The sequence below is a fragment of the Virgibacillus byunsanensis genome, from assembly GCF_042675965.1.
GTDB classification, from domain to species: Bacteria; Bacillota; Bacilli; order Bacillales; family Amphibacillaceae; genus Virgibacillus_R; species Virgibacillus_R byunsanensis.
Genome location: NZ_JBHTKJ010000051.1, coordinates 1 through 26,993 on the forward strand (window position 1 = coordinate 1; position 26,993 = coordinate 26,993).

Here is a 26,993-nt window from a genome sequence, read left to right on the forward strand (position 1 = left end):
GCTCCGGAAGCCTTAGTTACACTTATGTAGATAAGAAAATTTTATACTTTCTTATCTACTAAAAAAAACCCCTCATTTTCATGAGAGGCTGTGTGAAATCCCTGTTACTCCTTCTTATTATCATCTGAAGGAACATCTGGTTCATCGTTCTTTTTTTCTTCTAATTCTTCTTTGCGTTTTTCTTCTGACTCTTTTTTAGCATCTTCATACGATTGAGGCTCAACATCGTCTTCTTCTCTCTTCGACTGAATGTTCACTTTTAAATCTGTATTTTCTTTTACGTTGTTTGTAGTGTCTTCTTTTGCCTCATTGCTTTTTTTCAGATTGTCTTTCTTATCTTCCTTAACTTCCTCTACTTCTTCTGGTTCTGGAAGGAATCCATCTTCAAATAATGATTTAATTTGTTTAGCATCTAGAGTTTCTACCTCAAGAAGTGTTGAAGCTACTAGTTCTAACTTATCTTTGTTTTCTGTAAGAATCGTTTTTGCACGGTCATAACAGAAGTTAATAAAGTTTTGCATTTCTTTATCAATTTCATGTGCGATCGCATCACTATAGTTCTGGTCGTTTTGAATATCCCTTCCTAGGAACACTTCTCCACCACCACTTGTAAACTGTAGCGGGCCAATCTTATCACTCATACCATATTCGGTAATCATCTTACGAGCAATTCCAGTCGCACGTTGGAAATCGTTGTGAGCACCAGTACTTACTTCACCGAAAATAATTTCCTCAGCTACTCTTCCACCTAAAAGCCCAGTGATTTTATCGAGTAATTCCGGTTTTGTCATAAAGTAACGATCTTCTTTAGGTAGCATAACAGCATACCCGCCTGCTTGACCACGAGGTACAATCGTAACCTTATGCACCATATCTGCATCATCAAGTACCATACCAATAATCGTATGTCCACTTTCGTGATACGCAACAATATTGCGCTCTTTTTTAGAAATCACACGACTCTTCTTAGCAGGGCCGGCAATTACACGATCAATAGCTTCATCTACATCAAGCATATCAATTTTCGTCTTATCATGACGAGCAGCTACCAATGCAGCTTCGTTTAGTAAATTCTCCAAGTCAGCACCCGAAAATCCTGGAGTACGTAGAGCAATTGTTTTAAGTTCTACTGTGTCATCAAGTGGTTTATCCCTAGCATGAACTTGTAACACTTCTTCCCGACCCTTAACGTCTGGGCGATCCACTGTAATTTGACGGTCAAAACGACCTGGACGTAAAAGTGCCGGGTCAAGAATGTCTGGGCGGTTTGTAGCAGCAATCATGATAATTCCTTCATTAGCTCCAAAACCATCCATTTCAACAAGCAATTGGTTTAGTGTTTGTTCACGTTCATCGTGACCACCACCAAGGCCAGCACCACGCTGTCTACCTACTGCATCGATTTCATCTATAAATATTATACAGGGAGCATTTTTCTTTGCATTTTCAAACAAGTCACGTACACGAGAAGCACCAACACCAACAAACATTTCCACAAAGTCTGAACCACTTATGGAGAAAAATGGTGTACCTGCTTCACCTGCAACCGCACGAGCAAGCAATGTTTTACCTGTCCCTGGAGGTCCTACTAAAAGAACACCCTTAGGGATACGTGCGCCAACTGCTGTGAATTTGCGAGGGTCCTTCAAAAAGTCAACAACTTCAACAAGTTCTTGCTTTTCCTCATCTGCTCCTGCAACATCTTTGAAGCGAACTTTCTTTTTATCCTCACTATACATTTTAGCCTTACTTTTACCAAAGTTCATTACACGGCCACCGCCGCCACCTTGAGATTGGCTTAGTATAAAGAAGAAAAATAGACCTAATATTAGAAAAGGTATCATCGTTGTTAAGAAGGTAACCCATCCGCTTGGTTGTTCTTCTTCTGCAACGTTAAGTACACTTTGTTCATTAGCTTGCTCTGTAATGCTTGCAATGATTTCAGTATTGTCCGGAACTTGTGCAACAAACTCCTGATCATTTGACAACGTTCCAGTATAACGCATAATTCCATTTGCTGGTTGCATTGTCATTTCATCAATTTCACCATTATTTAAAGCATCGAAAAATTCTTGTACATTAAATTGTTCTGCTTGATCATTTTGTCCATTAAATACCCCTATTACGCCAATAACGACTAGAAATATGAGTAAATAAAAGATGACATTTCGAAATATCCGGTTCATTACTTACCTCCTCCCAAGCGGGAAAAACTATATTAAATAGTACCATAGGAAAAAGTGCTAATACAACTAATTCCACTTACAAAAAACATTTTGTTTTGCAGAGGGTGAAAACTATGTACTACAAAAGCAAATTTTACCTTTTTGTGACCATTGTTAACGTAACTCTTATATCTTTATGCTTCTTCTCCACCATATATTTCAGGCTTCAATACACCGATGTATGGTAAGTTACGATACCTCTCCTGATAATCCAAGCCATATCCTACTACAAATTCATCTGGTACATTGAATCCAATAATATCAGCTTTAATTTCTGCAGTTCTTCCTGATGGCTTGTCTAGCAATGTCACAATTCTTATAGATTTAGCCTTACGATATTTAAATAAATCGACTAAGTAACTTAACGTGAGACCACTATCAATAATGTCTTCAATGATAAGTAGATCTCGTCCCTCTACTTTTGTGTTTAAGTCCTTTTCAATTTTTACTTCCCCAGACGAACGCATTGCGCCACCATAACTGGAGACATCCATAAAGTCCATTTCAAGGTGTGTTTCTGTGTAGCGAAGTACATCAGACATAAAAGGCATTGCCCCTTTTAAAACGCCGATAGCTAAAGGGAACTTACCATCGTATTCTGTTGTGAGCTGTTGGCCAATTTCAGCACACTTTTTTGCGATCTCTTCTCTTGTTACTAATATTTTCTCGATTTCATTATGCATCTTAGATCCTCCTATGCATGACCCTTATCATAATCTAGTTGAATAAATGAGGTGTTTTTTCCTTGCTTTGTAGGGTAACCTTTCTTTAAACCGACAATCCACAAAATCTCACCATTACTATCATGAACGATTGGCCATCTGTCACGAGCAGTTAATGGTATTTTTGCATCGATAAAAATATCTTTAACCTTTTTGCTTCCTTTTAACCCTTTCCACCGCATCCGATCACCTGACTGCCTCGTCCTTATATGTAGTGGGAGTGATATTTGAGATGTATCACATACAAATGTATCCTGATCCTTATTCTCAATCTCATCTGCATAAGAGGCAATTATCCTTGAACCATCAGGTAATTCTGTCTCGCCTGGAATAGATATTATTTCTTGAAAGGAATATTCTAGGCTTTTGTTTGGGAAATCACAAACAATTTTTTGATATTCTTTTTTAATTTGTAAATGATGAGGAAAGTCAATCTTTACATTGCTTCTTTCATTTCTTAATAAAGCAAAAAATTGTTCTTCATGTACATATGATAAATTTTTAGGCAATTCATCATATAGGTAACTTAATATTAGATGATAGGCTCGCCTTTGTAAAGCAGATGAGTAGGTTTCAAATAAGTTACTATTAAATGATGCTTTTTTCTTATTTTCATCTAAAATTACCACATGATCAACAAGCTTTCTTGCTTCTTTCATTAAAAACTGCTCATCTTCTTGTAACGACTCACTTAAACGTTGCACCGTATTATGTATATTACTATTTTTGACTTTTAGTAGTGGCAGAAGATGTTTGCGAAAATAATTTCTAGTATAGTTAGTCTCTTCATTTGATGGATCTAATCGTGGTGTAATGTTGTTTGTGTAACAATAATCTTCTAGTTCTTTTTTATCAACACATAGAAAAGGGCGAATAATATACCCAGTAGCAAATGGACGCTTCATCGGAATACCGGATAAAGCTTTTGGATTACTTGATCGAACAAAGCTCATCATCATTGTTTCAATCTGATCATCACCATGATGCCCCAATGCGATATAATCTGCTTGGTATATTTCCATTTGTTCCTTGAAATAGGCATACCGTAAATCACGAGCCGCTACTTGTGTACCTAGATGCTTATCTCTCTTATACGATGGGACATCTAAAAAAGTTCCATCAAATTTAATATTCCATTTTTCACACATTGCCTTTACATAATAAAGATCTGCCTTAGATTCCTCAGCGCGTAATTGATGGTCCACCGAAATAGCCACAATTTTTATATTCCATTCCTCCCGTATAGAACATAAAAAATGTAGGAGTGCCATTGAATCTGGACCACCAGAAACACCAATTAATACGGTCGTATTTCTTGTTAGTAATTGATGTTTCTTCATAAACGCAGTAACAACGTCATTCATGTATGCCCTCTCCATTATATTACTGTTTGATAGAATATATTAATCCTATCATACCTTTTTTCCCAAACAAAGAAACTTGCGATACTATGGTAAAAATAAGGAGAATACATAATAAAATAAAGCAATGAAGAAAATCGAACCTGTTTCTATTAACAGTGGTCTTTTAGAAGTTTCTTTTGCATCTGTACCCTTTCTTTGTTGTCTAGTTCGCTGAACACGATATAATGTAGCGGCAACTTCCTGTTTCATCTCCGCACTAGATTGATATTTTCCATAAATAGCTTTTTTAAGGCAATCCCGGTAAATTTTTAGTTGTTTCACTTCATTTAACTTGTTCAGAAGTGTCACTTCAGGCTTTGGCCCTTTTTCAAACCTCCTTGGGTAATAGATAGTTAAGATAACCATCACAAGTGCAAACAAATCATAACTTGGCTCTGCTTTTCTCGAACCCATAGTCCAGTATCCACGATCGTAGAATTCGGTGTATTCCTTAATTGCTCTTCCTACCTGGGTTGTACCTCCAACGTCTATCCAGCGAATTCTAGTAGGTGAACTCACAACTAATAGATTTTCGGTTTTAAAATCTCCAAATACCCACCCGCTTCGGTGCAACTTTTCTAAATCTTCGAGGATTTGGAGCATAAAGACGCCTACCCATTCACCGCCGTTAGCTTTAATAAAGGTTGATATTGTTTCTCCCTGTAAATATTCCATTACATAGAAAGTGAATTTCATGCCATTTGGCGCTTCCCAATCATCGACATCCAATAAATAAGGTCCAAGACGATTTCCTTGGACCTTTTGGAGCGACTTTAATACATTTACTTCCGTAGTCATCGACGAACTTTTATCACTTATTTTCAATGCTGCCTGTTTTCCTTGATATTCACATAGATAAACAGTTCCAACTGCACCTTGACCAAGTGTTTTTTTAATTAAGTAGGTCTTTTTATGCCATTTCCCTTTAATACGCATTCCAGGTCTAATGTCAATGCCATGCTTCTTCCACGTCTGGTTCATCTTCATCTCTAAAGCTCCTTAACAAGCTTTTCTTGCCAAACTGATACATCGCTTCCCGAATTGCCGGTCCAGTGGGAGTAATTCCACCACTTGAAAGCTTAGGAAAAATAGTGGAAACCGCATCTAGCTTCGGGGACCAGTCAAACACTTTTTGAATATCCTTCCTTTTACCTGGGAAGCTAAAAATACAAAAGCGATTCCGTCCTATTCGTGCATTTAAGCTTATAGACAGATCAATCAACGCTTCCTTAACAGTAGGAAGTTTATCATGCATACTTGCACTTGTGTCGATTAATACGAGCACTTCTAAATCACATGTCTCCCCTAAATCTTCTACAACTTCCATTATCTCTCCACGTTTTTCAGGGTCAAGATCTTCCATATTTTGCTTTGGTCCAAGAATTTGTTGCAGCTCTTTGTTCACAAATCCTTGTAACGTTTGTGTCATCGCTTGCTTTGTTACCATCTGGACTGTTTGTGATAAAGCTTGCTTGTAAACTAACTGACTAACACCACCACCAGATGATGCAACTTCTTCTACCTCTTGTAACCCTTCAGGATCTTCTGTTTGATCATCATCTAAAATACCGATTACATTAACCGTTATTCCTTGCTGGTAAGCTAATGCAGCAGTTGCAGAAGGATCTTCACCCTTGTTAGAGCACCCGTCTGTAATTAATAAAATCTGCTTCAACGTACCTTTCTTCACACAAAACACCTCCAACTATTCCAGTACCATCATCACCAGAAAAAGGAATATTTATACATAGAATAGAAAAGCGGAGAGGGCTTGCCCAGCGGTGACATGCGTAAGCAAGTGACCGTAGAGCAACGGTTTTATGCTCGAAGTGTCAATTGCTTACGTCACGAACCGCTAGCTCGCGCAGCTAGACAAGAAAAGCGGAGGCGACTGTTCAGAAGCAGACGCATAAGCAAGGAACCGTAGAACGCATGCGTTTGAGCGTTCGAAGTGTTCATTGCTTATGACGGAAGCTTCTAGGAGCCGCAGCTAGACAAGAAAAGCGGAGCGAGCTTGCCCAGCGGCGACATGCGTAAGCAAGTGACCGTAGAGCAACGGTTTTATGCTCGAAGTGTCATTTGCTTACGTCACGAGCCGCTAGCTCGCGCAGCTAGACAAGAAAAGCGGAGGCGACTGTTCAGAAGCAGACGCATAAGCCTTTCCGGGCGCTTGCGCTTTATTGTTACTGTGCTTTTTCCACATAATGTGGGATGGAAGCCCACTGTGGTGTGTTTTTTACAACTTTTGCTACGAGTACCGTCATATCGTCTTCAATAGCACCTGACCTTGTGCGAATTACTTCCTCTAAAACCAAATCTGCTATTTCCTGTGGATCGTTGGTTTCCATATCTCGAATTTTTCGTTTCAACCAAACATCTGTGTTCTCCACATGTTTTGGTCCGTCAAATATTCCATCGCTCATCATGATTAGCAAATCCTCGGATTTTAATTGCTCGCTGACGATGTCGACGTCAAATTCCTGAATGATTCCCATCGGTAGGTTGCTAGCCTCTACTCTTAACATTTGATCGCCTCGCTTTATAAAGCTAGGGGTAGAACCAATTTTTAAAAATCGCACAAATGCATTGTGCAAGTTAATAACAGCTAGGTCGAGTGTCGCAAACATCTCATCTGTTGAACGCAAAGCCAGTATAGAATTTATTGATTTAATTGCTACTCTTTCCGGAATACCCGTTTGCAATATTTGCTGCAATAACCTTAGTGTTTCACCACTTTCTTCTCGCGCCCGTTTTCCATTCCCCATCCCATCACTGATTGCCATAGCATATTTTCCTGCCCCTAACTCTATCGTCGTATAGCTGTCACCAGAGATTAATCCTCCACCTTTGGCAGCATGTGCAACACCTGTTTCTACAACAAATTCTTTAGCCGAACCAAAAGACAGATAACAATATCCATTAGGGAAAGGGGAAACCTCTTCATTCTTCACTATAATCATTTCATTTAGAATATCTGATAATACTGGGGCAATTAATTTCGAACCTTCCCCATGATAGTCATAAAATGAGGCAGTGATTTCTATATCGACATTCCCCTTCTCTAACTGATAGATATCTAGTTTTTCCAGTTCAATGCCCATATGCTTTAACGCATGCATAATTTGAATTTCTTGATTTTCATGATGTTGTCGTTCTTTTAATATCTCTTTTGCAAAGTCTTCCATTACTTCAGATACACCTTGTAATTGATCTGCTACAAAACGCTTACTTTCTAGTACCTGTTTTTTTAATTTTCGGTTGGCTTCAAAAAATGACAATTCTTCTTTCATTGTTTCCAGTACTTTTTTTGATTTTACACAGTGATTTTCGAATTCACGGACTAATTTTCGATTTGGTTCAGGGTTCTCTCCTAAATCATCTTTTAAGTCCTCCATTAATTCATAGGTTTTGTCAAATTGCTGCTGCCAACAGCGGTCTTTCATAAAGCACGATTGACACGTTTTTTCAGTTACTTGACTTAAAAAATAATCCGTCTCTCGTTTTTCTATTTTTTCATCTTGCGAAAACTCCTCCGCCGTCGTAAAACTTTTAGACAATGCTTCAAATACATCTGAAAACTGTTCAACTCGTTTTGCTGTCACATTACGAACCTTTTGTAAATATTGTTCTTGTTCATTTGTATATTCCTCTGTACCAGGTATATAACGTGAAAGCTTTTTGAACCAACTTGCCGGGGTTAAGAAGAAGAAGGCTATAGCGATTGACGATTCTAATACAGATGGCAGTAGTGTTGATGAATCACCATAAATTCCAACTAAAAATGTTCCAACTAATAAACCAGCTGCAACTCCTACTTTCTTTCCCTCTTTCAGTAACCCTCCTAGTAATCCCGAAAACGCCAACAGACTCATTTGATATAAATTTGCTACATTGGCTAAGGATAAAATCAAACCCGCAACAACACCTACCGTAGATCCTATTGCAGCGCCGCCTACAAATGCCAATACTAATACAAAGTAACGTGAAAAAATTTGCTCAATAGAAGCATCATATAACTGCCACCCAATTGTTCCTGTCAAAATCGAGGCAATCAAAATAATCATACATACAATTTCTTCATTTTTTAATGTGGGTTTATATTTGTTTGGTGATAATAATGGAATACTCTGCATAAAGATTAATACTAGGACAGTTCCTAAAATACCTTCAACAAGTAAAAGCATCCATTGATACGTGGAAAGTTGATCGGTTATCGAATATAAAAATATACGTGGTGCCACAGTGGACAAGAATACAAACACCGGAATTATGATTTGTTGCTTAGAAGTACGTTTAAATATACCTGCAAGCAAAATAAATACAATCATTGCTAAAGCAACGAAAACACCGTGCCCAATGGAATAACTAGCTGCCCCAGCTAGAACTGCAAGCATAACCGTTGGAGTTTTCTCTTTATGTACAATCCAGATCGTTGCTAAAAACGCTACTGCAAACGGAGATACCATTGATAATATTATAGCTCGTCCCAATAAGAAGCCAACAATATAAAACAGCCAGCCCTTTTCCAGCAAAATCGATTTTACTTGATTATAAACTCTATGACGAAATTTCATCCAGTGATTATTATTTACCCCGTACGTTTTTGATTCCACTCTTGGAATTGAATCCATCATATAAAACCACTCCTATCTATGAAGCATATTAAATCATATGATGCGTTCTTTTTTTGTCAAAACAAGAGAGCATGTCAAAAAAATCGTTCGACTACATTCTTAAGGGACATGCTGATTTCTACACGAACTAACGTATTCCGTTATTACATCCTCCAAGCTGGTGGTTTATTTTGGCATTTTTATTTTATAAGCTGATTTAGGATCAAAGCTATAACGTGCCCCCTATGCTGAACTGCCATCTTCCGACTAAAGATTCGACTAATCATTCCAAAGAAATCCTATTGACACAATTTATCGCCTGTTGTATTATAGCACTTGTGACTTATTTGGCGGTGTAGCTCAGCTGGCGAGAGCGTACGGTTCATACCCGTGAGGTCGTGGGTTCGATCCCCTCCGCCGCTATTCATTAAAAACCTGGTGTGCTAATGCATACCAGGTTTTTTATATACCTTATTTACATAGACCAAAAGCGGATGCGTCTCGAAAAACACGAGAAGCATAAGCAGATCGCGTAGTTTGGATACCTTTCCCATACAGAGTCGAACTGCTTATGTCTCGAGTGGCTAAGCGCTGGACGAGGTTTACACAGTTAATAAATTATCTATAGAGTCCTAATTTTATAATTTCCAAAACAACAAAAAGGCAGGTACCAACATGTTGTGGTACCTGCCTTTTTGTTCTATTAAAATATAGAGCATTGTCATAGACAGCAACTGCTATCCTCTTTTAGCACCTCGACCCCCACGTTTGGATTCCGTGTGCTTCTTTAAAGAGGCTAAACGGTCTTCAGAGTCTTTAAGAAATTTGTTCATTTTTGATTCAAACGTTTCACCGCGATCGCGATTATTTCTTGGACGTTTTTGTGGTTTATCCTTTGCTTTTTTAATGGATAAACCAATTTTACCATCCTTCTCAACATTAATAACTTTTACCGTTACCTCATCACCAACAGTAAGATGTTCATTAATGTCTTTGACATAGTTGTCAGCAACCTCACTAATATGGACAAGTCCAGTTTTTCCTTCCCCAAGCTCTACAAAAGCTCCGAAATTAGTGATACCAGTTACCTTTCCCTGCAGCTTGCTGCCTACTTCGATTGACATAAAAAAAATGCTCCTCCTTAGAATTTTAGAAACCTACCTATCGCCAATGGCGAAAGACAAAGCTTTCACATATATTTTAGACCTTAGAAACTAATTAGCTTCTAATGTCATTAAAAATATTGTTACTATATATTATAGCTAACCTTATAAAAGTGTGTCAATATGAGGGTTTCTCATCAGGCATCTTAAAAATTAGCTCGCCTTCTTTGGAGAAAAAATAGTTTGTACGCGCTATCTCTAGTACATAATCCTCATTATTTAACAGATTAATCTCTTCACGAAGATTTTCTTCTTCTTCTTTTAAAGACGTGTATTCTTCCTGTAATTGTTCATATTGATCAGCCTTTTCAGATTGAAGTGTGCGTTGTTTGATATGGTAGGCCGCCATGGATCCAATCGTAATCATTACCAAAATAGAAAATAGCACAAGACGGCGAAATAATCGCTGTTTTTTCTTTCTCTGCCTTTCTAGGTAAGTATCATATTGCTGCATATAATTTGAATCTAATCTAGTTACTGTTTTTTCTCTTTTAGACACAGGCTGCTTACCTCCTCATGTGCTTCAAGTATTTCTTAACTATATTCTTCATTTTATAATAAAATCCTTTAATTTTCTTTAAAAAGATTTTGGTATTCTCAGGTAATAGTCGATAGAGTAATCCTAGAATCCACTTTATTGGTATATAAATCACTTTTACTACGAAAAAAAAGATAGCATTGATTATATGTACTATAAACAAAAGACACGTCAGTAACAAGTTTATAATAAATTTGATTGGAATAATAATAAGGTATTGGACCATTTTTTCCAAAAATCGATAAATCGCCGCGATAATGTTAATGATGTGTTCCAACAGCTGCTTATACCAGCTCGCAAATAATGACTGGTATGTTGCAAAGCCTAATAAACAAGCAAGGAATACATATAGTCTTAATTCCCCTGCATTTACTAGAAATAGCACATAAAACAAAACAAGAGTCTGGGTGAACCAAAAACAAATTTCCATAAAGTATAATAGAAATATGTTACCCTTCCAGTAAACAGATACCCGACGAAAGGTGTCCAGTGTCATACCTAAATAAATACCACCTGAAACCATTACAATCATCGTAATAAACTGATCGTTTAAAGTCATCTAAATAGCTTGCTAAAGAATCCTTTAGCTTTCTCCTGGTGATGCTCGTCTACATAGGAAAGCTCATAAATTCTACCTTTAATCGATACAATACCTTCACCAACATCTAAGTTCTGTAATTGGAGATTTTGTCCACGTACAATTAAATAGCCCATTACAGTTTCGAGCAAAAACTCCTCATTATCAAAACTATCTACTTCCTTGACACCTGTGATCTCTAGGCTTTTACGGTTATTAATTGTTAGTTGATGATCCTGTTGTACGCGTGTAGTAATTTCTTTATCATAATAATTCATTTTTTCGCCCTCCTTATCAGTATTACTGTATGAAAGGAGGGACAAGTATAGAACTATATCAACTATTAAATTTTCTCTTAACTATTAACTTGTTCTTCTTTAATAATGTTATATAGCATTTCGGCTTGATCTTTTTTTACTGTTTCTTTTATATCGTTTATTTGTAATGTTACTAGTTTTTGGCCAAATTTAATTACTAGTTCATCACCTGGTTCCACATTTGATGATGCTTTTGCCTTATTTCCATTAATGGTAATGCGGCCTTGATCTGCTACTTCCTTTGCCATAGTACGACGTTTTATAAGACGGGAAATTTTTAAAAATTTATCTAGTCGCATTTCTATCACTCTCTTCCTTTAGCTTGTTCCCACAAACTATCCATTTCTTCTAATGTTACTGTACTAATATCTTTATCGGCTTCATTTAATTGATTTTCAATATAGGTGAACCGGGAAATGAACTTTCCATTGGTTTGATGTAGGGCGATTTCTGGATTGATTTTATAATACCTAGCTACATTGGCTAGTACAAATAATACATCCCCTAACTCTTTTATTATTTCTGTATTATCTTTTTGTTCAATTGCCTCATGGACTTCCTTTAACTCTTCATCAAGCTTTAACCAGATATCATTAACATCATCCCAGTCGAAGCCTACTTTTGCAGCTTTTTTTTGTAACTTATAAGCTTTGGAAAGTGAAGGCAGGCCAATAGGTACACCGTCTAGTACTGATACGCGCTGCTCCCCTTTCTCTTCTTGTTTTAACGTATCCCAATTTTTATAAACATCTTCCACTGAATCCACACTTGTATTTGCAAACACATGTGGATGTCGATGAATCATTTTGTCTGTGATCGAACGTATAACATCATCGACCATAAAATAGCCCTCACCCTCACCAATTTGACTATGAAGCATAACCTGCAGAAGAATATCGCCTAATTCTTCAACAATCCATTCATCATCCTGTGCGTCGATTGCCTCGATTAATTCATAAACTTCTTCAATCGCATATTCACGTAACGACTCATGTGTTTGTGCTTGATCCCAAGGACAACCGTTTGGACCGCGTAATGTTGCAATAACTTCTCTTAGACGTGTAAAGGTATGATGTAACATACTAGGTGGAGCGGGTGGTATATAGACACTCGTTAAATTAGTTACTTCAAGTGAATGATCAAGTTCTTCAAGGGAAATAGTTGTAATCTTTTCGTGATGGCTGCCTGCCGCTTCTACTACGGTTATTTGGTAATCGGGTGGCAAATCTTCTAATAGCGCTAGTTTTACATCACTTGCTATCATCCGGTCATATACTTGGCAAAAAACAATATGGTGCCGATAATCAAGCTGGCTCCGATCAAAGGAAGTGCCATCAACAAACTGAAATCCATCAATTGGGTCTATTCTTAAGGATGTAAATAAATCATCTAAATAGCTATGCCCTCCAATAATCTCCACATCAGCTTCCGTGTGTTCGAGTAATAACTGTACAGTCTTCTCAGCTAGCATTGGGTGGCCTGGGACAGCATAGATAACAGGGGCATTTTTAGCAAAACCGATTATCTTTTCAACTATGCTGCAATAGACATCTTCAAACATCTCATGTGATGTATAGACATTATCAAAGGATTCAAAGACAACCCCCTCATCCCGCAATTCAGATAAGACAGGATGATCAAACGTACGTACTACGATTTTCACTTCTTTATTTGTTAGTTTTTTATATACACCTAATGGCAACTGATTAATGTCACCCGCACCTAAACCGATTATTTCTATTTTTTTAGTCATGGATGTTCCTCCCTTTATGTATTCGAATAAAAAACCCTGCAAACGGAAGCATGGAAAGTTCTACTTCTGTATATGCTTTAAAGCGTAGTAACAAAAATATGTAAATAAAAGCGCCCGTTATAACTGCGAACATAACATAGACTAATAATTCTAAACGTGATGAAATGGTTACATATGTAGTAGCGTACTGAATGATATATAAATAGATGACCATCCCACCACTTGCTATCATAAGTGCTTGCCATTTAATTTGCCTTTTATAATCCAGTCTTGGTAATTTCCTTTTTAACTCCACTAACACTATTACGCATAGTATCAATAGACTAATAACAGTAGCAATGGCACCACCTGTAATGCCCCATATCGGAACTAGCATTTGGTTAGCGGTCCACTTGATAAAACAAGCAATTACTATAAATCCTGCTGTTCGTTTAATATACCCTAATCCTTGAAGAATAGAGGCTGCTGTTATAGCAATAGAGCTTAGTAAAACAGCAATAACCAATACTTGTAAACTAACTGTTCCGCTATCATCTTGAAATAGTAATACATTCACTTGTGGAAATATTACTATTAAGCCAATTGTAGCACCTACTGCTAAATAAAAACTAAACGTTAAGGCACGCTCAATATACAAATAGATTGCATTAGGGTCTAATTCCAGCTTCCTCCTAGATAACGTAGGAACAAGCGCTAATGCAAAAGAGGAGCCGAGAACTGTTCCAAGTTGTATCAATGGTTGGCCTCGGTCAAATATCCCTTTAGCTTGCATTGCATCTTGTTGCATAAGACCATACTCCATCAAACTTGGAATTAATGTAAACGTATCTGAAAATTGAATAACCAACAACACCATGTGATTTAGTGAAGCAATAATACCAAAAATTAATAGCGTCCTTACATAGTAAGTCCAGGGAATAAGATAATTCCGTTTGGCCATAACAGTTGGCTTCTTTTTTATAAAAAATACAGCTAAAATGATGACTGCCGTAACTGCACCTAACACTGAAGCCAGTACGGCTACTTGTCCAATTATATAAATATCCTTACCTTGCATAGTAATGATCCATGCAGCAGCAATAATGATAGATACTCGGATAAGTTGTTCACTAACCTGAGAATAGGCAGTAGGTTTCATCATATAATTACCTTGGAATACCCCTCTAAGTAAGGCTGAAAAAGGGATGAGTAAAAAAGCAAATGACGCATATTGATAGGTACTTTCCAAGCTAGCATCCCCGACCCAAGCGGCAAGAGAGCCTGCATTTAAGTATAAAAACAAAAATACCCCGCCATTAACAAGGATTAGAATAGAAAATATCGGGACATAGAATTGCTGAAACGATAACCCTTTTCCATCTGCTTTTAGTTCTACTGTCATTTTTGAAATTGCTGAAGGAAATCCGTACAAAGCTAAAACCATCGTAATACCGAGGATCGGATAAACCTGTTGATATATATAAAAGCCCAGATCCCCTGTCATATTTTGCAGTGGAATCCGGTAACCTGCACTTAATATTTTACTTATCAATCCTGCTAAGGTAAGAAGTAATGCACCTTTTACTAACTTATTTGTCTCATTACCATCCATGATTAACGCCTTTCCGTTATTTTATAGCCATTATAGCATAGATGGATAAATGTATAGAAAGCGGATAAAACAGCGGTAATATTAGTCCGCTATTTTATCCGCTTCTTAGAAAATAATTGCTTATCGCCAAATTCATACTGGCGTAAGTGGGTTATCACTTACACGTTAAACCAATAAATCTTATTCTTTCCTACAACCTACTCCATTTGTTTTGCCAAAAAGCTTGCGGCCGTTTCAATTGCTTTTTGTTCCACATTACTAAGTTTGTTGCCATCTTTTGAAATCATCATTACACACCCAATTGGGTCACCATTTGCTATGATTGGACTTATACAATAAGAATCAACATCTTCATCTTTCCCTTGAAGTAATTCTACAGATCCAACTTCAGATTCCATTTCTGGCGATCTGTTTTCCATTGTAGATTCTAATTTAGAACCGATGTTTTTATTTAAGTAATCTTTCTTTGATTCTCCTGCGACAGCTATAAATTCATCCCGGTCACAGATGAAAACTGGGAAATGAAGAGAATCAAATAATGCCTCTGCATATTCTTTAGCAAAATTACTGAGCTCACTTATTGGTGAATATTTTTTTAGAATTACTTCGCCTTCTCGGTCCACAAAGATTTCCAGTGGGTCCCCTTCCCGAATTCTTAGGGTCCTTCTTATTTCTTTCGGGATTACGACCCTTCCTAAATCATCAATTCGACGTACGATACCTGTTGCCTTCATTAATGAAGCCTCACTTTCCTATGATGATTTTCTCTGATGAACTTACACTTTCTTCAGTTAGATTTAATTAGAAAAACTTGGCCGGTAAGCTTTTATATGGCGAAAAGTCCCCATCTTTGTAGTTTAAACCTAGAATGTAAGTTACTTCCCAAAAGTGCAAAAATCACCAGTTGTGGTTTTAGTATGAATCATCTGGAAAGAAGTATACACAATATTTTCTATTCAACACGGTCTACTGTAGACAACTTATCGATAATATCTTCCATTATGTCATATCGCTTATGTTTCGTATCTTTGGATCCTGTAAATGTTATTTTCAATTTATTGTTCTCAGTCCCTAGTTGTATACCACGTCCAAACGCATTTGCAAGTTCAAATAACTTGGAACCGTCAATTTGTTTACTACGATTCTCATCAATCAACAACTCTATTTTCTTGTTTTTTTCTGTCACGGATTCAACTTTTTCACGTTTTGCCAGCATTTTTAATGAAGTGACTACAAATAATTGCTCTACTTCTATAGGATACTCACCAAAACGGTCTATTAACTCATCTTTTAGATCATCCATATCTTCTGATGTACTGATCGTTTGAAATTGTTTATATATGTCGATCTTTTGTTTTTCATCTTTAATATATGACTCTGGGATAAAGGCATCAATTGTGAGCGCCATTTCAGGTTCAAATGGCTTGATATCATCCAATTCTTTGCCTGCCTTACGTGCATCAATTGCATCTTTTAGCATTTGAGAATACATATCAAAACCTACAGAATCAATAAACCCGTGCTGTTGAGCCCCTAATAAATTACCAGCTCCACGGATCGATAAATCACGCATTGCAATCTTAAACCCTGACCCTAACTCTGTGAATTCTTTAATGGTCTCTAATCGTTTTTCAGCAATTTCCGTTAGCACTTTATCCTTTTGATAGGTAAAGTATGCATACGCTACACGATTCGAACGTCCAACACGCCCTCTTAGTTGATATAATTGACTTAGTCCCATACGATCTGCATCATTTACGATTAATGTATTAACGTTTGGAATATCTACTCCCGTTTCAATGATCGTTGTACTCACTAATACATCATATTCTCCTTCTAAAAATCCAAACATGACATTCTCTAGTTCTGTTTCATTCATTTGACCATGTGCGACTGCAATTTTAGCATCATCTACAAGATTTCCAACGTCACGGGCTACTTGATCAATATTTTCAACCCTGTTATATAAGAAAAATACCTGTCCGCCCCTAGCCATTTCTCTTTCGATAGCTTCCCGGATTAGTATTGGATTGTATTCCAATACATATGTCTGAATAGGAAAGCGATTTTCTGGTGGCGTTTCTATTACAGATAGATCTCGGACACCTAGCATCGACATATGCAAGGTTCTTGGAATCGGTGTTGCAGTTAACGTCAAAACATCCACATTTGATTTAAGTTGCTTGATTTTTTCTTTATGTTTAACTCCAAAACGCTGTTCTTCATCAACGACAAGTAAGCCCAAATCCCTGTAATTAATGTCTTTAGATAATAACCTGTGAGTACCAATAACAATATCCATAGTTCCTTTTCGTAAGCCTTCGGTGGTCTCTTTTTGCTGTTTTTTTGTACGAAATCGACTCAGTAAACCAATGTTTACCGCGTGATCCTGAAATCGTTCTTGTATTGTTTCATAGTGCTGCTGTGCTAATATAGTTGTTGGAACTAAGATAGCCACTTGCTTGTTGTCTGCTACAGCCTTGAATGCTGCACGAATAGCTACCTCTGTTTTTCCATACCCTACATCCCCACACAGTAATCGGTCCATTGGCTGCTCTTTTTCCATATCCTGCTTTATTTCTTCGATACACCGTACTTGATCATCTGTTTCCTGATACGGAAATGAAGCTTCAAAATCTTGTTGCATGTCAATATCTTCGGAAAATGCATAGCCTTTTCTCGCTTCTCTCTCAGCATATAGCTTAATTAAATCGTCTGCAATATCTTCAACAGATGACTGTACTTTCCGCTTAACTTTCGTCCATTCACTGCCACCTAGCTTGTAAAGTTTCGGTTCTTTGCCTTCTGAACCTACAAATTTTTGTACTAAATCGATTTGATCAATTGGTACAAATAATTTATCATCACCAGAATACTTAATTAGCATGTAGTCCTTATGTAAATCATTAACTTCGAGCGTTTCAATTCCTATATACTTCCCTATTCCGTGATTGGCATGGACAACATAATCTCCTATTTTTAAATCCTGATAATTCTTTATTCGTTCTGCATTTGATATTTTTTGCTTTTTACGGGGTCGTTTCGTCCTTTTTTTGAACAATTCATTTTCCGTAATAATAACCAGCTTGTGCATGGGAAATTCAATACCACTACTAATATTACCAATTGCTATTGTTGGTTTTTCAACAGGGAGAACTAAATTTTTTGTTGTAGTTGCCTCGATATCATAATCCGTAAAAATAGATTGTATTTTTTCAGCCCGTTTTTCATTAGGTGCTAGAACAACAATTGAATTTTCCCCTTTTTCCCAACGCTTTACCTCATTTTTAAATAAATTCATTTGACCATGAAATTCCTGCATTGCTCTTGAGGAGAAATTAATTATATTTTGTGGTTGTGTATTTGGTATATGTCTTAAAAATACGGAAAAATATAATCGTTGATGATACATTTTTTCCCAAATTGCATGCCAATCAAATGAAAATGTACTATCAATAACCATTTTATTAGACTCCAGTAGACTACTGTACCATTCAGCTTCTTCTGTGTCTAAGTTAGTTGCAGTCTCTTGAATTCTGCTCAACTCATCCATAATAATTAGTCCATTAGAAGGTAAATAATCTAACAAACTAGTAGGATTTTTATAGAGGAATCCGATATACTTATTCATTTCCTGAAAATGTTCTAAGTTTTTCAACCGATCAATATCATATTCTATTACTTCTAGTAACTTTTCTTTTGCTTCATTTGACTTACGTTTTTTCAGTGTTTTAGCTAGCGCTTCTTCAAGTCGATTCGCACCTGTCAATATGTCTTCCTGGTTCAGTAAAAGTTCTGTTGCAGGGCCAATTGTTACTTCTTTCTTTTTGTTCAACGAACGTTGTGTTTCCGCATCAAAATAGCGTATAGAATCTATTTCATCATCAAATAATTCTATACGTATTGGATGTTCTTCTGTAACAGGATATATATCAATGATACCTCCACGCAAACTAAATTCACCAGGCGTGTTTACCATAGATACTCGTTCATAGCCCATATCTACTAATGACGTTAAATATACATCCACATCAATTTCTTCTCCTAACCGAAATGGAAGTTGGTAATTTTCCCAATAGTTAGGAGGCGGTAAAATACGCTTTAATGCAGCAACCGGGACAACTAGAATTCCTGATTTTCTTCTTACCCATTCCGTTAATGCCTCAATCCGCTGACTTCTCAGCTCAGGACTAGCAATAGCAATTTCTGAAGCAATTAATTCGTTAACAGGGTATAAATGAATATCGCGTTCATCCATGAATTCTGATAAGTCTTCATATAGCTGTTGGGCTTGCACTAATTGATGTGTTACTAGTAAAACTGGTTTGTTTATAGATTCGTTTATAATCGATACAAGCAAACTTCTCCCAGAACCGGATAATCCAGCTACTAATTGCTCTTTCATCCCACTAGAAATACCACTTATGATCGATTCTACATCTTCCTTTGATCGTAAATATTCATTTATTCCGTTCATCATTAAACCCCCGAAGTATAAATAAAAGTGCAGGCGACTGTTTAGGGTGAAACGCATAAGCAAGGAACCGTAGAGCTCATGTACTTAGAGCTCGGAGTGTTCATTGCTTATGACGCGAACCCTAGGAGCCGAAACTAGATAAATAAAAGTGCAGGCGAACTGCATATTAGTTGGTATAATAGCGCAAAAATGCCTTGGTTTCTAAACCAAAGCCTTCCTTGCATATTTTATTGTATAAAAAAATCTAATTCATGATAGTGCGGGTTATGTCCCAATGATTCTTCACAATTCTCGCATATTACTGTTATATGGACATCTCCATTATTCTGATACTCGATCATTTCTTTTCTATCTTCGACTGACAATTGATCAAAACCAAGCATGGTTGAATCAATAACCTGCTGATCTAACTTTCCAACGACATGTCCACAGTGCCTGCATTTATAGACAATAGACATAGAAAAAACCTCCTCGAATAAACATGGGGTATAATAAAGTTTATCCGAAAAGAAAACTTTTATACGTTTTTAAGATAGCATCTTGGTTCCATATAATTGTATGTGACTATTAACTATTAAATTCATTCATCACTTCATTAAATGGCTTTTCCATCCATGCAATACATGCATCCGCAGCATTGTTAATGCTTTTAGAAGCATCTTCCTGCTGGTGTTTTGGAAACTTTCCAAGTACATAGTCAACTACTGGAATCGGTGTAGTTGGTCTTCCAATACCAATACGAATTCGATTGAATTCTTTCGTACCTAAATGGTCAATTGTTGATCGGATGCCGTTATGACCTCCGTGACCACCTTTTTGACGCAACCTGATTTTACCAGTAGGAAGGTCTAAATCATCATAAATAACAAGCGTATCTTTCACATCAATATTATAGAAATCAATTAATGGTCCAATCGCTTCACCAGAAAGATTCATATATGTCTGCGGTTGTAGGAGAATTACTTTTTCTCCATCAACATTTTCCAGTGTATAGTTGCCATTAAATTTGGTTTTATTAAGTTTCCATTTATATCGGCTTAATAATTCATCAATAACCATAAAACCAATATTATGTCGCGTTTTTTTATACTTTCTTCCTGGATTACCTAAACCTACAATACATTTCATTTCATTTCTATCCTTTACGTTGGGTTACTTTTTTTATGTAATCACAGAGTCACCTATACAATAATCCCTCCTATAAAGAATGTTATACATGTCAATCTTTTAATAGGAGGGCTTTATAAATTATTTTACTATTTTACTAACGTCTTATTTTTCTTCTTCATCATCAGAAGCGCCCACTAATTCTGGCTCTGCGTTTTCTTCTGGAGCTTCTTCCACATCATTTAATGTGTCCGGTGGAACAACAGTAGCGATTGTCGTTTCCTCGTCATCGGTAAATTCGTACTTATCCGATTTCGGTAAATCCGCTATTGCGATTGAATCACCAATTGCTAATGAAGACACATCAACAGAAATCTCTTCTGGAATATCCGCTGGTTTTGCACGTACTTGCAATTCATATAATGGCTGTTGTAGTACTCCACCATCTTTTGTGCCAATTGCTTCACCCTCTAAATTAAGAGCTACTTCAACATCCATTTCCTCAGACATATTTACAATATAAAAGTCAACATGTTCAAGTTCATCTTTAAGTGGATCCATTTGATATTCATGAAGCATTACATCTACTGGCTTATCGCCCTCAATATCAAGAGAAATGATTGCATTTCTTCCTTCGTCGCGTACAGTCTTCACCAAATCTATGCTATTTACAGCAATAGATTTAGACTCTTTTTCTTTCCCGTAAACTACTGCGGGAACATGTCCACTCTCTCTGATTTGTCTAGTTGCAGATTTTGCATAACTATTTCTTTTAGTTGCTTTTAATGTTACTGCCATGTTATCACCCTCCATTATTTGAACTTGGTATGACCAAGCTTGAAAAACACTTTGTTATGATGAATTTGGGAGAATTTCTACCCCAAAATATTTACCCGATTATTTCATTGTATAAACGCTTAATCAAATAAAATACTTACTGATTGCATCTCATGTACACGAATTATTGCTTCACCAATGAGCGGTGCGACAGATAATTGTGTAATCTTATCACTATGTTTCTCTTCTGGCAACGGAATTGAGTTTGTAATGATTAGTTCTTTTATTTTTGAATTATTGATTCGTTCGATTGCTGGACCAGATAAAACGGGATGTGTACAACATGCATACACTTCCTTTGCACCATTTTCAACTAGGGCATTAGCTGCAAGTGTTATAGTTCCAGCTGTATCAATAATATCATCAATTAAGATCGCTGTCTTGCCTTCGATATTTCCGACGATGTTCATAATTTCAGCAACATTTGGACGCGGGCGTCTTTTATCGATTATTCCGATAGGTGCTTTTAGTCGGTCAGCCATTTTACGTGCACGTGTAACACCGCCATGATCTGGTGATACAATAATGATATCCTCTAGGTTTTTCTTCTTAAAGTAATCAGACAAAATTGGTACACCTTGTAAATGATCAATTGGAATATCAAAGAAAGCCTGAATTTGTGGTGCGTGTAAATCGAGCGTAATTACTCGATCTGCACCTGCTTTTTCTACTAGGTCCGCCACAAGCTTAGCGGTTATCGGTTCTCTGGATCGTGCCTTTCGATCCTGTCTAGCATAACCGTAATAAGGCATAACGATATTTATAGACCTTGCTGATGCACGCTTTAATGCATCAATCATGATTAATAATTCCATGATATGTTGATTAACAGGTGAGGATGTTGATTGTACAACGTATACATCACAACCACGAATACTTTCTTCGATGTTGATTTGAATTTCTCCATCACTAAATGCAGTTACAGAACACTGGCCTAGAGAAGTTCCAATATGATTTGCAATATCTTCTGCTAATTCACGATTTGAATTTAACGTAAATACCTTTAAGGATGAGTCCCTGTAGTTAGATGCCATGAAATAAACCCTCCGCTAATCTTTTTGTCTGTTTTTAATTTTAGATGCATAGCCTTCTTTATTCGTTTGTCGTGCACGGGCTATCGATAAAGAATCTTCAGGTATATTCTTTGTGATCGTAGAGCCTGCAGCTACATACGAGCCTTTTCCAATGGTCACTGGTGCAACCAGGTTAGAATTACAGCCGATAAATGCATCATCTTCAATTGTTGTTAGAAACTTCTTTTTTCCATCATAGTTCACTGTTATTGTACCACAACCTACATTCACATTGTTACCAACTTGTGCGTCGCCAATGTAGCTTAAATGGGAAACTTTGCTGAAGTCATTAATCTTTGTCTTTTTTATTTCAACAAAGTTGCCTATTTTAACTTCATTTCCAATGGCTGTTTCTGGTCTAATATGAGCATATGGACCTATTTTTACCCGCGCACCAATTTGACTGTCGTTTGCAACACTTTGTTTTATTACTGTTGCCTCTCCAACCACACAATTTGAAATTTCACTATACGGGCCTAATTCAGCATTGGTTTTTATAGTTGAGTCACCCGTAATAATTGTTCCCGGGTGGACGATTACATCTTGTTCAATTATAACATCTGGGCCGATATATGTGTTATCTGGGTCAATGATGGAAACGCCATTTCGCATATGTTTTTCGTTAATTCGCATTTTCATTGTTTTTTCCGCTTGAGCAAGTGCTACACGATCATTAACACCTAGCGTTTCTTCAAAATCAGGTGTTAATGAAGCAATAACCTTCTCGTTTTTATTCTTGAGTATTTCGATGACATCTGGCAAGTAATATTCACCTTGTACATTATCATTTGAAACTTCCTGTAATGCTGCAAATAATGCCTTATTATCAAAACAATAGGTTCCGGTGTTAATTTCATCTATTTGACGCTCTTTTTCACTTGCATCTTTATGTTCAACGATACGTTCCACTTCATTTTTTTCATTACGAATCACCCTGCCATATCCTGTAGGGTTGGGTGCTTTAGCAGTTAAAATGGTGGCTTTTGCACCTTCTTGTTCATGATGATCAAAAAGAGCTTTGTATGTCTCACTTGTTATCAACGGTGTATCACCACATACAACGATAGTTGTACCTTCTTTATCCTGTAATACGTTTTCTGCTTGTATTACAGCATGACCCGTTCCCAATTGTTCTTCTTGCAAAACAAATTGACTTTTATCTCCTATATGATCGATTACTTTGTCAGCACCAAAACCGACTACTGTAGCCATTTCATCTAATTGAACTATTTCTAACTGATCTATAACGTGTTGAAGCATTGGACGGCCTAGAACAGGATGAAGTACTTTATATAACTTCGACTTCATTCTAGTGCCTTGTCCTGCTGCAAGTATGACAGCATAACGATTTGACATGAAGAAACCTCCATTCTGATTATCCATTACGAATATATCCTAAATACCAAGTCATTTCAACAGATTAGAAGTACCAGAATGTAATTTTAGGCTGTTTTCACACGCATTGTTGCTTTTTCATCCTTCATAGTTGATGTAAAAATGCGACGTAACTTTATGTGACGGTTAACCTACCGCTACGGAAATACACTTCGCTTTCACCCATCCGGGTACAAGTGCGACATCTGCTTCGTTTCACTGCGCAGTGTCTTCTACCCGTGGGCGGCTGATGACCCTCCTCGAGCTAACGCTCTCTGGGTCTCAACTAGGCCTCTTCTCCCACAGGATAAGGAAAGCTACATAGCTAGACATCGCACGCAGAAAATCGGTTTGTATTTTCAAGGAGTCTACGTGTATTTCCTCCGCTGTTATTTCCGTTACTGTCGTGGGACTGTATCTGTATTGATAAAACACCTTACCAGTTTGGGTGAGCGGAGGGCGGTGACTCCTGCGGGAACAGCACGTGTCCGAAGACCCCGCTTAGATGCGCCTGCGTCTTCTAGTAACGCTTCGAAGTATGCTTCCTCAGCGCAAGGGAACGAAGAAGATGATTCAAGTAGTACCCTGGCTGAGGCCGTGCCCGCGGAAAGCATCCGTCCGTAGCGATCCCGGACGGCAGCAATAGAAGTAAGCCTAAAGTTACGTCGCAGTCTATATCTATTCTCTCAAAAGAAAAAATCTTTACGGAAACAGCCTAAGTAAAATAGTCATACTATCTGTACACAGTTTTGATCCTATGTAGAACGAAAACTAAATTCAATTATGATTATCTATCTATTTCAGGCAAAAAAAGAAGGCTAATCCATGTAAGATTAGTCCTCTTGTTGTTCGTACGAATTAGGAAGCTCCTGCTTCTTCATATTCAACTTCAGCTTCACCTGCACGGCGGTATTCTTCTAAAACTGCATCCTGAATTTTTGCACGGGTATTCGAATTAATTGGATGTGCAATATCTCTGAACTCGCCGTCAGGAGTACGTTTAGATGGCATAGCTACAAATAGTCCATTATTTCCGTCAATTACGCGGATATCATGGACTACAAATTCCTGATCCAAAGTAATTGATGCAATAGCTCGCATTCTTCCCTCTGTATTCACGCGGCGTAATCTTACGTCAGTTACTTCCATGATGATTCACCACCTTTTCCCTTTTGAACTTATTACAAATATTCAACAAATTTTAAAAAATTCCTGCTTAATATTAAAAAAAAGTTAAAAAAAGATTAAAAAGATTACTTTAAGAGGTAAAATGTCCTGTTTGATTAGAAAAAACGTAGATATTTCTATTATTGTATAAATAAAAAACCTTTCTTAGGTTATAAAAAGAAAGGTTTATCTATTATTAAGTGAAATTTCCACGACGAACTTCAATTCGTTTATGCTTCAAGTCTACGTTAGTTATTTTTACTAATGATTTATAATGATGAACAATACGCTCATCCTCTTCGTCATCTGCTTCAACCAAGACACCTATAGCCTGTACATTAGCATTAAATTCTTCCAATAAACTTGTCATTCCAGTGATGGTGCCTCCTGCTTTCATAAAGTCATCAATAATACAAACATTAGCTCCCTCTTTTAAACTGCGCTTTGGTAGCACCATTGTTTGTATTTTACGGGATGATCCTGAGACGTAATTAATACTAACAGATGACCCTTCTGTCACTTTTGGATCTCTTCTCACAATAACAACTGGTACATTCAAAAATGATGCCACTGCATAAGCAAGAGGAATACCTTTTGTCGCAACCGTTACAACGGCATCTATTTCCAAGTCAGAAAATGTTGAAGCAAATATATGGCCTATTTGACGAATCGTTTTAGGATTACCTAGTATATCACTCATGTAAAGGTACCCACCTGGAAGGATGCGGTTTGGATCCTCCAATTTATGGCATAACTCATCAATGATCTTCATGCTCTTTTCTTCAGTATCATTAGGGATATAGGTAACTCCACCACCAGCCCCGGCAATTCTTTTTAAAAAACCGAGTCCTTCTTGTTTGAACACTTTATCAATAATATCCAAGTCTTCGCTTATAGAAGATTTTGCTGCATTATACTTTAGCGTAAAACTTGGTAACGGTGTATGCTCTCGTGGGTTTGTCAAAAAATAATTAGTCAACGCAACTAAACGGTCGCTCCTTCTCATACATTCACCTCAAAAACCGAATATTTAGTACTGAATATAACACTTTTATACGTGTTTTAGCAAGTGTTATCCATGACCAAACATTCGAACTACATACACTTCATGACAAAACCCTCGTAAACCATTATATATGCGATGTGCTTTGCTCTCGTGTTCAACAAGACCGAACACAGTAGGTCCACTTCCACTCATAAGTACACCAAGGGCTCCATACATCGTCATTTTTTCCTTTATACGCTGTGCTTCAGGATATAGCTTTAACGTTACTCCTTCTAGAACGTTACCTATATTACCACAAAGCAATGAAAAGTCTTTCTTGTGTAAGGCATCTATAATCTCTTCTGTATTAGGATGCACTATATCCTCAAGGCGAAGTTGCTGAAATATTGTTCTCGTGGATACCCCTATATTTGGCTTGGCTAACACAACCCAACACGGGGGTGGTTGTGGTAAGTAGTAAATTTTTTCTCCTTGCCCTTTTGCAATAGCAGTTGATCCGTAAACACAAAAAGGGACATCCGAGTCGATACTCACACCCAGGACAGCTAGCTCATGAAGCGGAATATTTAATTTCCATAACCGATTTAAGCCACGCAGTACTGCTGCTGCGTCACTACTTCCACCACCAAGACCAGCCGAAACAGGTATATGCTTTTCTATTTTGATATAAACACCCTTGGTGATATTATAGTTTCGTTTAATAAGATCCGCAGCCTTATAAGCCAAATTACGTTCATCGTTTGGAACGTACTGGTTGTCTGCTGTCACTTCAATTAAATCGTAATCTAAAGGATGTAGTTCTATTCGGTCTATTAAATCGATTGTTGTCATAATCATCTCTACATCGTGATGACCATCATCACTTTTCCCTAGTACATCCAGTGATAAGTTAATTTTTGCTGGTGCCTTTTCAAAAAGAACCATCGCCGTCACCCACTTTAAATATCTACACAAATTGTATCATATTTTATTACTCTGAAGCGACTTCAATGCAAAAGCGCAAGCGACTTGAATGTTTAACAAGCAGATAAGATCATTTAGAAAACTTGG

Annotated in this window: 23 protein-coding genes and 1 tRNA gene; 1 reads left to right on the forward strand and 23 read right to left on the reverse strand. The window is 37.2% G+C overall.

Translation table 11 applies throughout. The annotated features are described in order from the left end of the window. Positions 1–104: 104 nt before the first annotated feature. From ftsH to spoIIE, 6 genes are all read right to left on the reverse strand, one after another. Positions 105–2,186, reverse strand: coding sequence for an ATP-dependent zinc metalloprotease FtsH (gene ftsH / locus ACFQ3N_RS15925; protein WP_390363522.1), 2,082 nt, complete (start codon positions 2,184–2,186; stop codon positions 105–107). A 173-nt stretch (positions 2,187–2,359) separates the two neighbouring features. Continuing rightward, positions 2,360–2,908, reverse strand: a complete 549-nt coding sequence (gene hpt / locus ACFQ3N_RS15930; RefSeq protein ID WP_390363523.1) for a hypoxanthine phosphoribosyltransferase — start codon at positions 2,906–2,908, stop codon at positions 2,360–2,362. Between the two features lie 11 nt (positions 2,909–2,919). Next, positions 2,920–4,311: a tRNA lysidine(34) synthetase TilS gene (gene tilS / locus ACFQ3N_RS15935; RefSeq protein ID WP_390363524.1), complete on the reverse strand. Its 1,392-nt coding sequence runs from the start codon at positions 4,309–4,311 to the stop codon at positions 2,920–2,922. An 84-nt stretch (positions 4,312–4,395) separates the two neighbouring features. Continuing rightward, positions 4,396–5,337 carry a protein kinase domain-containing protein gene (locus tag ACFQ3N_RS15940; protein WP_390363525.1) on the reverse strand — a complete coding sequence of 314 codons (942 nt, stop codon included), beginning with the start codon at positions 5,335–5,337 and terminating at the stop codon, positions 4,396–4,398. Beyond that, positions 5,300–6,040, reverse strand: a complete 741-nt coding sequence (locus tag ACFQ3N_RS15945; RefSeq protein ID WP_390363526.1) for a VWA domain-containing protein — start codon at positions 6,038–6,040, stop codon at positions 5,300–5,302. The genes ACFQ3N_RS15940 and ACFQ3N_RS15945 overlap by 38 nt, the downstream gene beginning before the upstream one ends. 493 nt (positions 6,041–6,533) lie before the next feature. After that, a complete protein-coding gene (gene spoIIE / locus ACFQ3N_RS15950) occupies positions 6,534–8,984 on the reverse strand; it encodes a stage II sporulation protein E (protein WP_390363527.1) in 2,451 nt (816 codons plus the stop codon). 328 nt (positions 8,985–9,312) lie between these two features. Between spoIIE and ACFQ3N_RS15955 the strand changes: the two genes are divergently transcribed. Then, a tRNA-Met gene (locus ACFQ3N_RS15955) sits at positions 9,313–9,386 on the forward strand. Positions 9,387–9,700: 314 nt separating this feature from the next. On the opposite strand, the gene ACFQ3N_RS15960 is transcribed toward ACFQ3N_RS15955, so the two are convergent. The 17 genes from ACFQ3N_RS15960 to ispE form a co-directional block, all read right to left on the reverse strand. Then, the gene (locus ACFQ3N_RS15960; protein WP_390363528.1) at positions 9,701–10,087 is read right to left on the reverse strand and encodes a S1 domain-containing RNA-binding protein; all 387 of its coding nucleotides are present in this window, start codon (positions 10,085–10,087) and stop codon (positions 9,701–9,703) included. A gap of 157 nt (positions 10,088–10,244) precedes the next feature. Next, positions 10,245–10,625, reverse strand: a complete 381-nt coding sequence (locus ACFQ3N_RS15965; protein WP_390363529.1) for an FtsB family cell division protein — start codon at positions 10,623–10,625, stop codon at positions 10,245–10,247. A 7-nt stretch (positions 10,626–10,632) separates the two neighbouring features. Beyond that, entirely contained in the window at positions 10,633–11,223 is a 591-nt protein-coding gene (gene yabQ, locus ACFQ3N_RS15970) for a spore cortex biosynthesis protein YabQ (RefSeq protein WP_390363530.1), read from the reverse strand. Beyond that, positions 11,220–11,519 carry a sporulation protein YabP gene (gene yabP / locus ACFQ3N_RS15975; RefSeq protein ID WP_390363531.1) on the reverse strand — a complete coding sequence of 100 codons (300 nt, stop codon included), beginning with the start codon at positions 11,517–11,519 and terminating at the stop codon, positions 11,220–11,222. Before yabP ends, yabQ begins: the two co-directional genes overlap by 4 nt. A 77-nt stretch (positions 11,520–11,596) precedes the next feature. Further along, positions 11,597–11,857, reverse strand: a complete 261-nt coding sequence (locus ACFQ3N_RS15980) for an RNA-binding S4 domain-containing protein (protein WP_390363532.1) — start codon at positions 11,855–11,857, stop codon at positions 11,597–11,599. A gap of 5 nt (positions 11,858–11,862) precedes the next feature. Next, complete coding sequence (locus ACFQ3N_RS15985) at positions 11,863–13,311, reverse strand: bifunctional methyltransferase/pyrophosphohydrolase YabN (RefSeq protein WP_390363533.1); 1,449 nt, start codon at positions 13,309–13,311, stop codon at positions 11,863–11,865. After that, complete coding sequence (locus tag ACFQ3N_RS15990; protein ID WP_390363534.1) at positions 13,304–14,902, reverse strand: putative polysaccharide biosynthesis protein; 1,599 nt, start codon at positions 14,900–14,902, stop codon at positions 13,304–13,306. Before ACFQ3N_RS15990 ends, ACFQ3N_RS15985 begins: the two co-directional genes overlap by 8 nt. Before the next feature lie 197 nt (positions 14,903–15,099). Beyond that, positions 15,100–15,636 (reverse strand): stage V sporulation protein T, encoded by a 537-nt coding sequence (gene spoVT / locus ACFQ3N_RS15995; protein WP_390363535.1) that lies wholly within the window; start codon positions 15,634–15,636, stop codon positions 15,100–15,102. 218 nt (positions 15,637–15,854) lie between these two features. After that, positions 15,855–19,379 (reverse strand): transcription-repair coupling factor, encoded by a 3,525-nt coding sequence (gene mfd / locus ACFQ3N_RS16000; RefSeq protein WP_390363536.1) that lies wholly within the window; start codon positions 19,377–19,379, stop codon positions 15,855–15,857. Between the two features lie 227 nt (positions 19,380–19,606). Next, on the reverse strand, positions 19,607–19,837 hold the full coding sequence (locus ACFQ3N_RS16005; protein WP_390363537.1) for an anti-sigma-F factor Fin: 231 nt from the start codon (positions 19,835–19,837) through the stop codon (positions 19,607–19,609). Between the two features lie 109 nt (positions 19,838–19,946). Beyond that, positions 19,947–20,507, reverse strand: a complete 561-nt coding sequence (gene pth, locus ACFQ3N_RS16010) for an aminoacyl-tRNA hydrolase (protein WP_390363538.1) — start codon at positions 20,505–20,507, stop codon at positions 19,947–19,949. Between the two features lie 144 nt (positions 20,508–20,651). Beyond that, positions 20,652–21,284 carry a 50S ribosomal protein L25/general stress protein Ctc gene (locus tag ACFQ3N_RS16015; protein WP_390363539.1) on the reverse strand — a complete coding sequence of 211 codons (633 nt, stop codon included), beginning with the start codon at positions 21,282–21,284 and terminating at the stop codon, positions 20,652–20,654. Between the two features lie 119 nt (positions 21,285–21,403). Then, on the reverse strand, positions 21,404–22,357 hold the full coding sequence (locus ACFQ3N_RS16020) for a ribose-phosphate diphosphokinase (RefSeq protein ID WP_390363540.1): 954 nt from the start codon (positions 22,355–22,357) through the stop codon (positions 21,404–21,406). A gap of 15 nt (positions 22,358–22,372) precedes the next feature. After that, a complete protein-coding gene (gene glmU / locus ACFQ3N_RS16025; protein WP_390363541.1) occupies positions 22,373–23,752 on the reverse strand; it encodes a bifunctional UDP-N-acetylglucosamine diphosphorylase/glucosamine-1-phosphate N-acetyltransferase GlmU in 1,380 nt (459 codons plus the stop codon). A gap of 876 nt (positions 23,753–24,628) precedes the next feature. Then, entirely contained in the window at positions 24,629–24,919 is a 291-nt protein-coding gene (gene spoVG, locus ACFQ3N_RS16030; protein WP_390363542.1) for a septation regulator SpoVG, read from the reverse strand. Between the two features lie 214 nt (positions 24,920–25,133). Further along, entirely contained in the window at positions 25,134–25,943 is an 810-nt protein-coding gene (gene purR, locus ACFQ3N_RS16035; RefSeq protein ID WP_390363543.1) for a pur operon repressor, read from the reverse strand. A gap of 66 nt (positions 25,944–26,009) precedes the next feature. Continuing rightward, complete coding sequence (gene ispE, locus ACFQ3N_RS16040) at positions 26,010–26,867, reverse strand: 4-(cytidine 5'-diphospho)-2-C-methyl-D-erythritol kinase (RefSeq protein ID WP_390363544.1); 858 nt, start codon at positions 26,865–26,867, stop codon at positions 26,010–26,012. Positions 26,868–26,993: the final 126 nt, after the last annotated feature.

Bases quoted from the DNA above. Each gene is read 5' to 3' on its own strand.
- purR (WP_390363543.1), bottom strand. From the start codon at position 25,943: ATGAGAAGGAGCGACCGTTTAGTTGCGTTGACTAATTATTTTTTGACA.
- ispE (WP_390363544.1), bottom strand. From the start codon at position 26,867: ATGGTTCTTTTTGAAAAGGCACCAGCAAAAATTAACTTATCACTGGAT.
- ACFQ3N_RS16015 (WP_390363539.1), bottom strand. From the start codon at position 21,284: ATGGCAGTAACATTAAAAGCAACTAAAAGAAATAGTTATGCAAAATCT.
- glmU (WP_390363541.1), bottom strand. From the start codon at position 23,752: ATGTCAAATCGTTATGCTGTCATACTTGCAGCAGGACAAGGCACTAGA.
- ACFQ3N_RS16005 (WP_390363537.1), bottom strand. From the start codon at position 19,837: ATGTCTATTGTCTATAAATGCAGGCACTGTGGACATGTCGTTGGAAAG.
- ftsH (WP_390363522.1), bottom strand. From the start codon at position 2,186: ATGAACCGGATATTTCGAAATGTCATCTTTTATTTACTCATATTTCTA.
- yabQ (WP_390363530.1), bottom strand. From the start codon at position 11,223: ATGACTTTAAACGATCAGTTTATTACGATGATTGTAATGGTTTCAGGT.
- pth (WP_390363538.1), bottom strand. From the start codon at position 20,507: ATGAAATGTATTGTAGGTTTAGGTAATCCAGGAAGAAAGTATAAAAAA.
- mfd (WP_390363536.1), bottom strand. From the start codon at position 19,379: ATGAACGGAATAAATGAATATTTACGATCAAAGGAAGATGTAGAATCG.
- ACFQ3N_RS15980 (WP_390363532.1), bottom strand. From the start codon at position 11,857: ATGCGACTAGATAAATTTTTAAAAATTTCCCGTCTTATAAAACGTCGT.
- spoIIE (WP_390363527.1), bottom strand. From the start codon at position 8,984: ATGATGGATTCAATTCCAAGAGTGGAATCAAAAACGTACGGGGTAAAT.
- ACFQ3N_RS16020 (WP_390363540.1), bottom strand. From the start codon at position 22,357: ATGGCATCTAACTACAGGGACTCATCCTTAAAGGTATTTACGTTAAAT.
- yabP (WP_390363531.1), bottom strand. From the start codon at position 11,519: ATGAATTATTATGATAAAGAAATTACTACACGCGTACAACAGGATCAT.
- hpt (WP_390363523.1), bottom strand. From the start codon at position 2,908: ATGCATAATGAAATCGAGAAAATATTAGTAACAAGAGAAGAGATCGCA.
- ACFQ3N_RS15940 (WP_390363525.1), bottom strand. From the start codon at position 5,337: ATGAAGATGAACCAGACGTGGAAGAAGCATGGCATTGACATTAGACCT.
- tilS (WP_390363524.1), bottom strand. From the start codon at position 4,311: ATGAATGACGTTGTTACTGCGTTTATGAAGAAACATCAATTACTAACA.
- spoVT (WP_390363535.1), bottom strand. From the start codon at position 15,636: ATGAAGGCAACAGGTATCGTACGTCGAATTGATGATTTAGGAAGGGTC.
- ACFQ3N_RS15990 (WP_390363534.1), bottom strand. From the start codon at position 14,902: ATGGATGGTAATGAGACAAATAAGTTAGTAAAAGGTGCATTACTTCTT.
- spoVG (WP_390363542.1), bottom strand. From the start codon at position 24,919: ATGGAAGTAACTGACGTAAGATTACGCCGCGTGAATACAGAGGGAAGA.
- ACFQ3N_RS15985 (WP_390363533.1), bottom strand. From the start codon at position 13,311: ATGACTAAAAAAATAGAAATAATCGGTTTAGGTGCGGGTGACATTAAT.
- ACFQ3N_RS15960 (WP_390363528.1), bottom strand. From the start codon at position 10,087: ATGTCAATCGAAGTAGGCAGCAAGCTGCAGGGAAAGGTAACTGGTATC.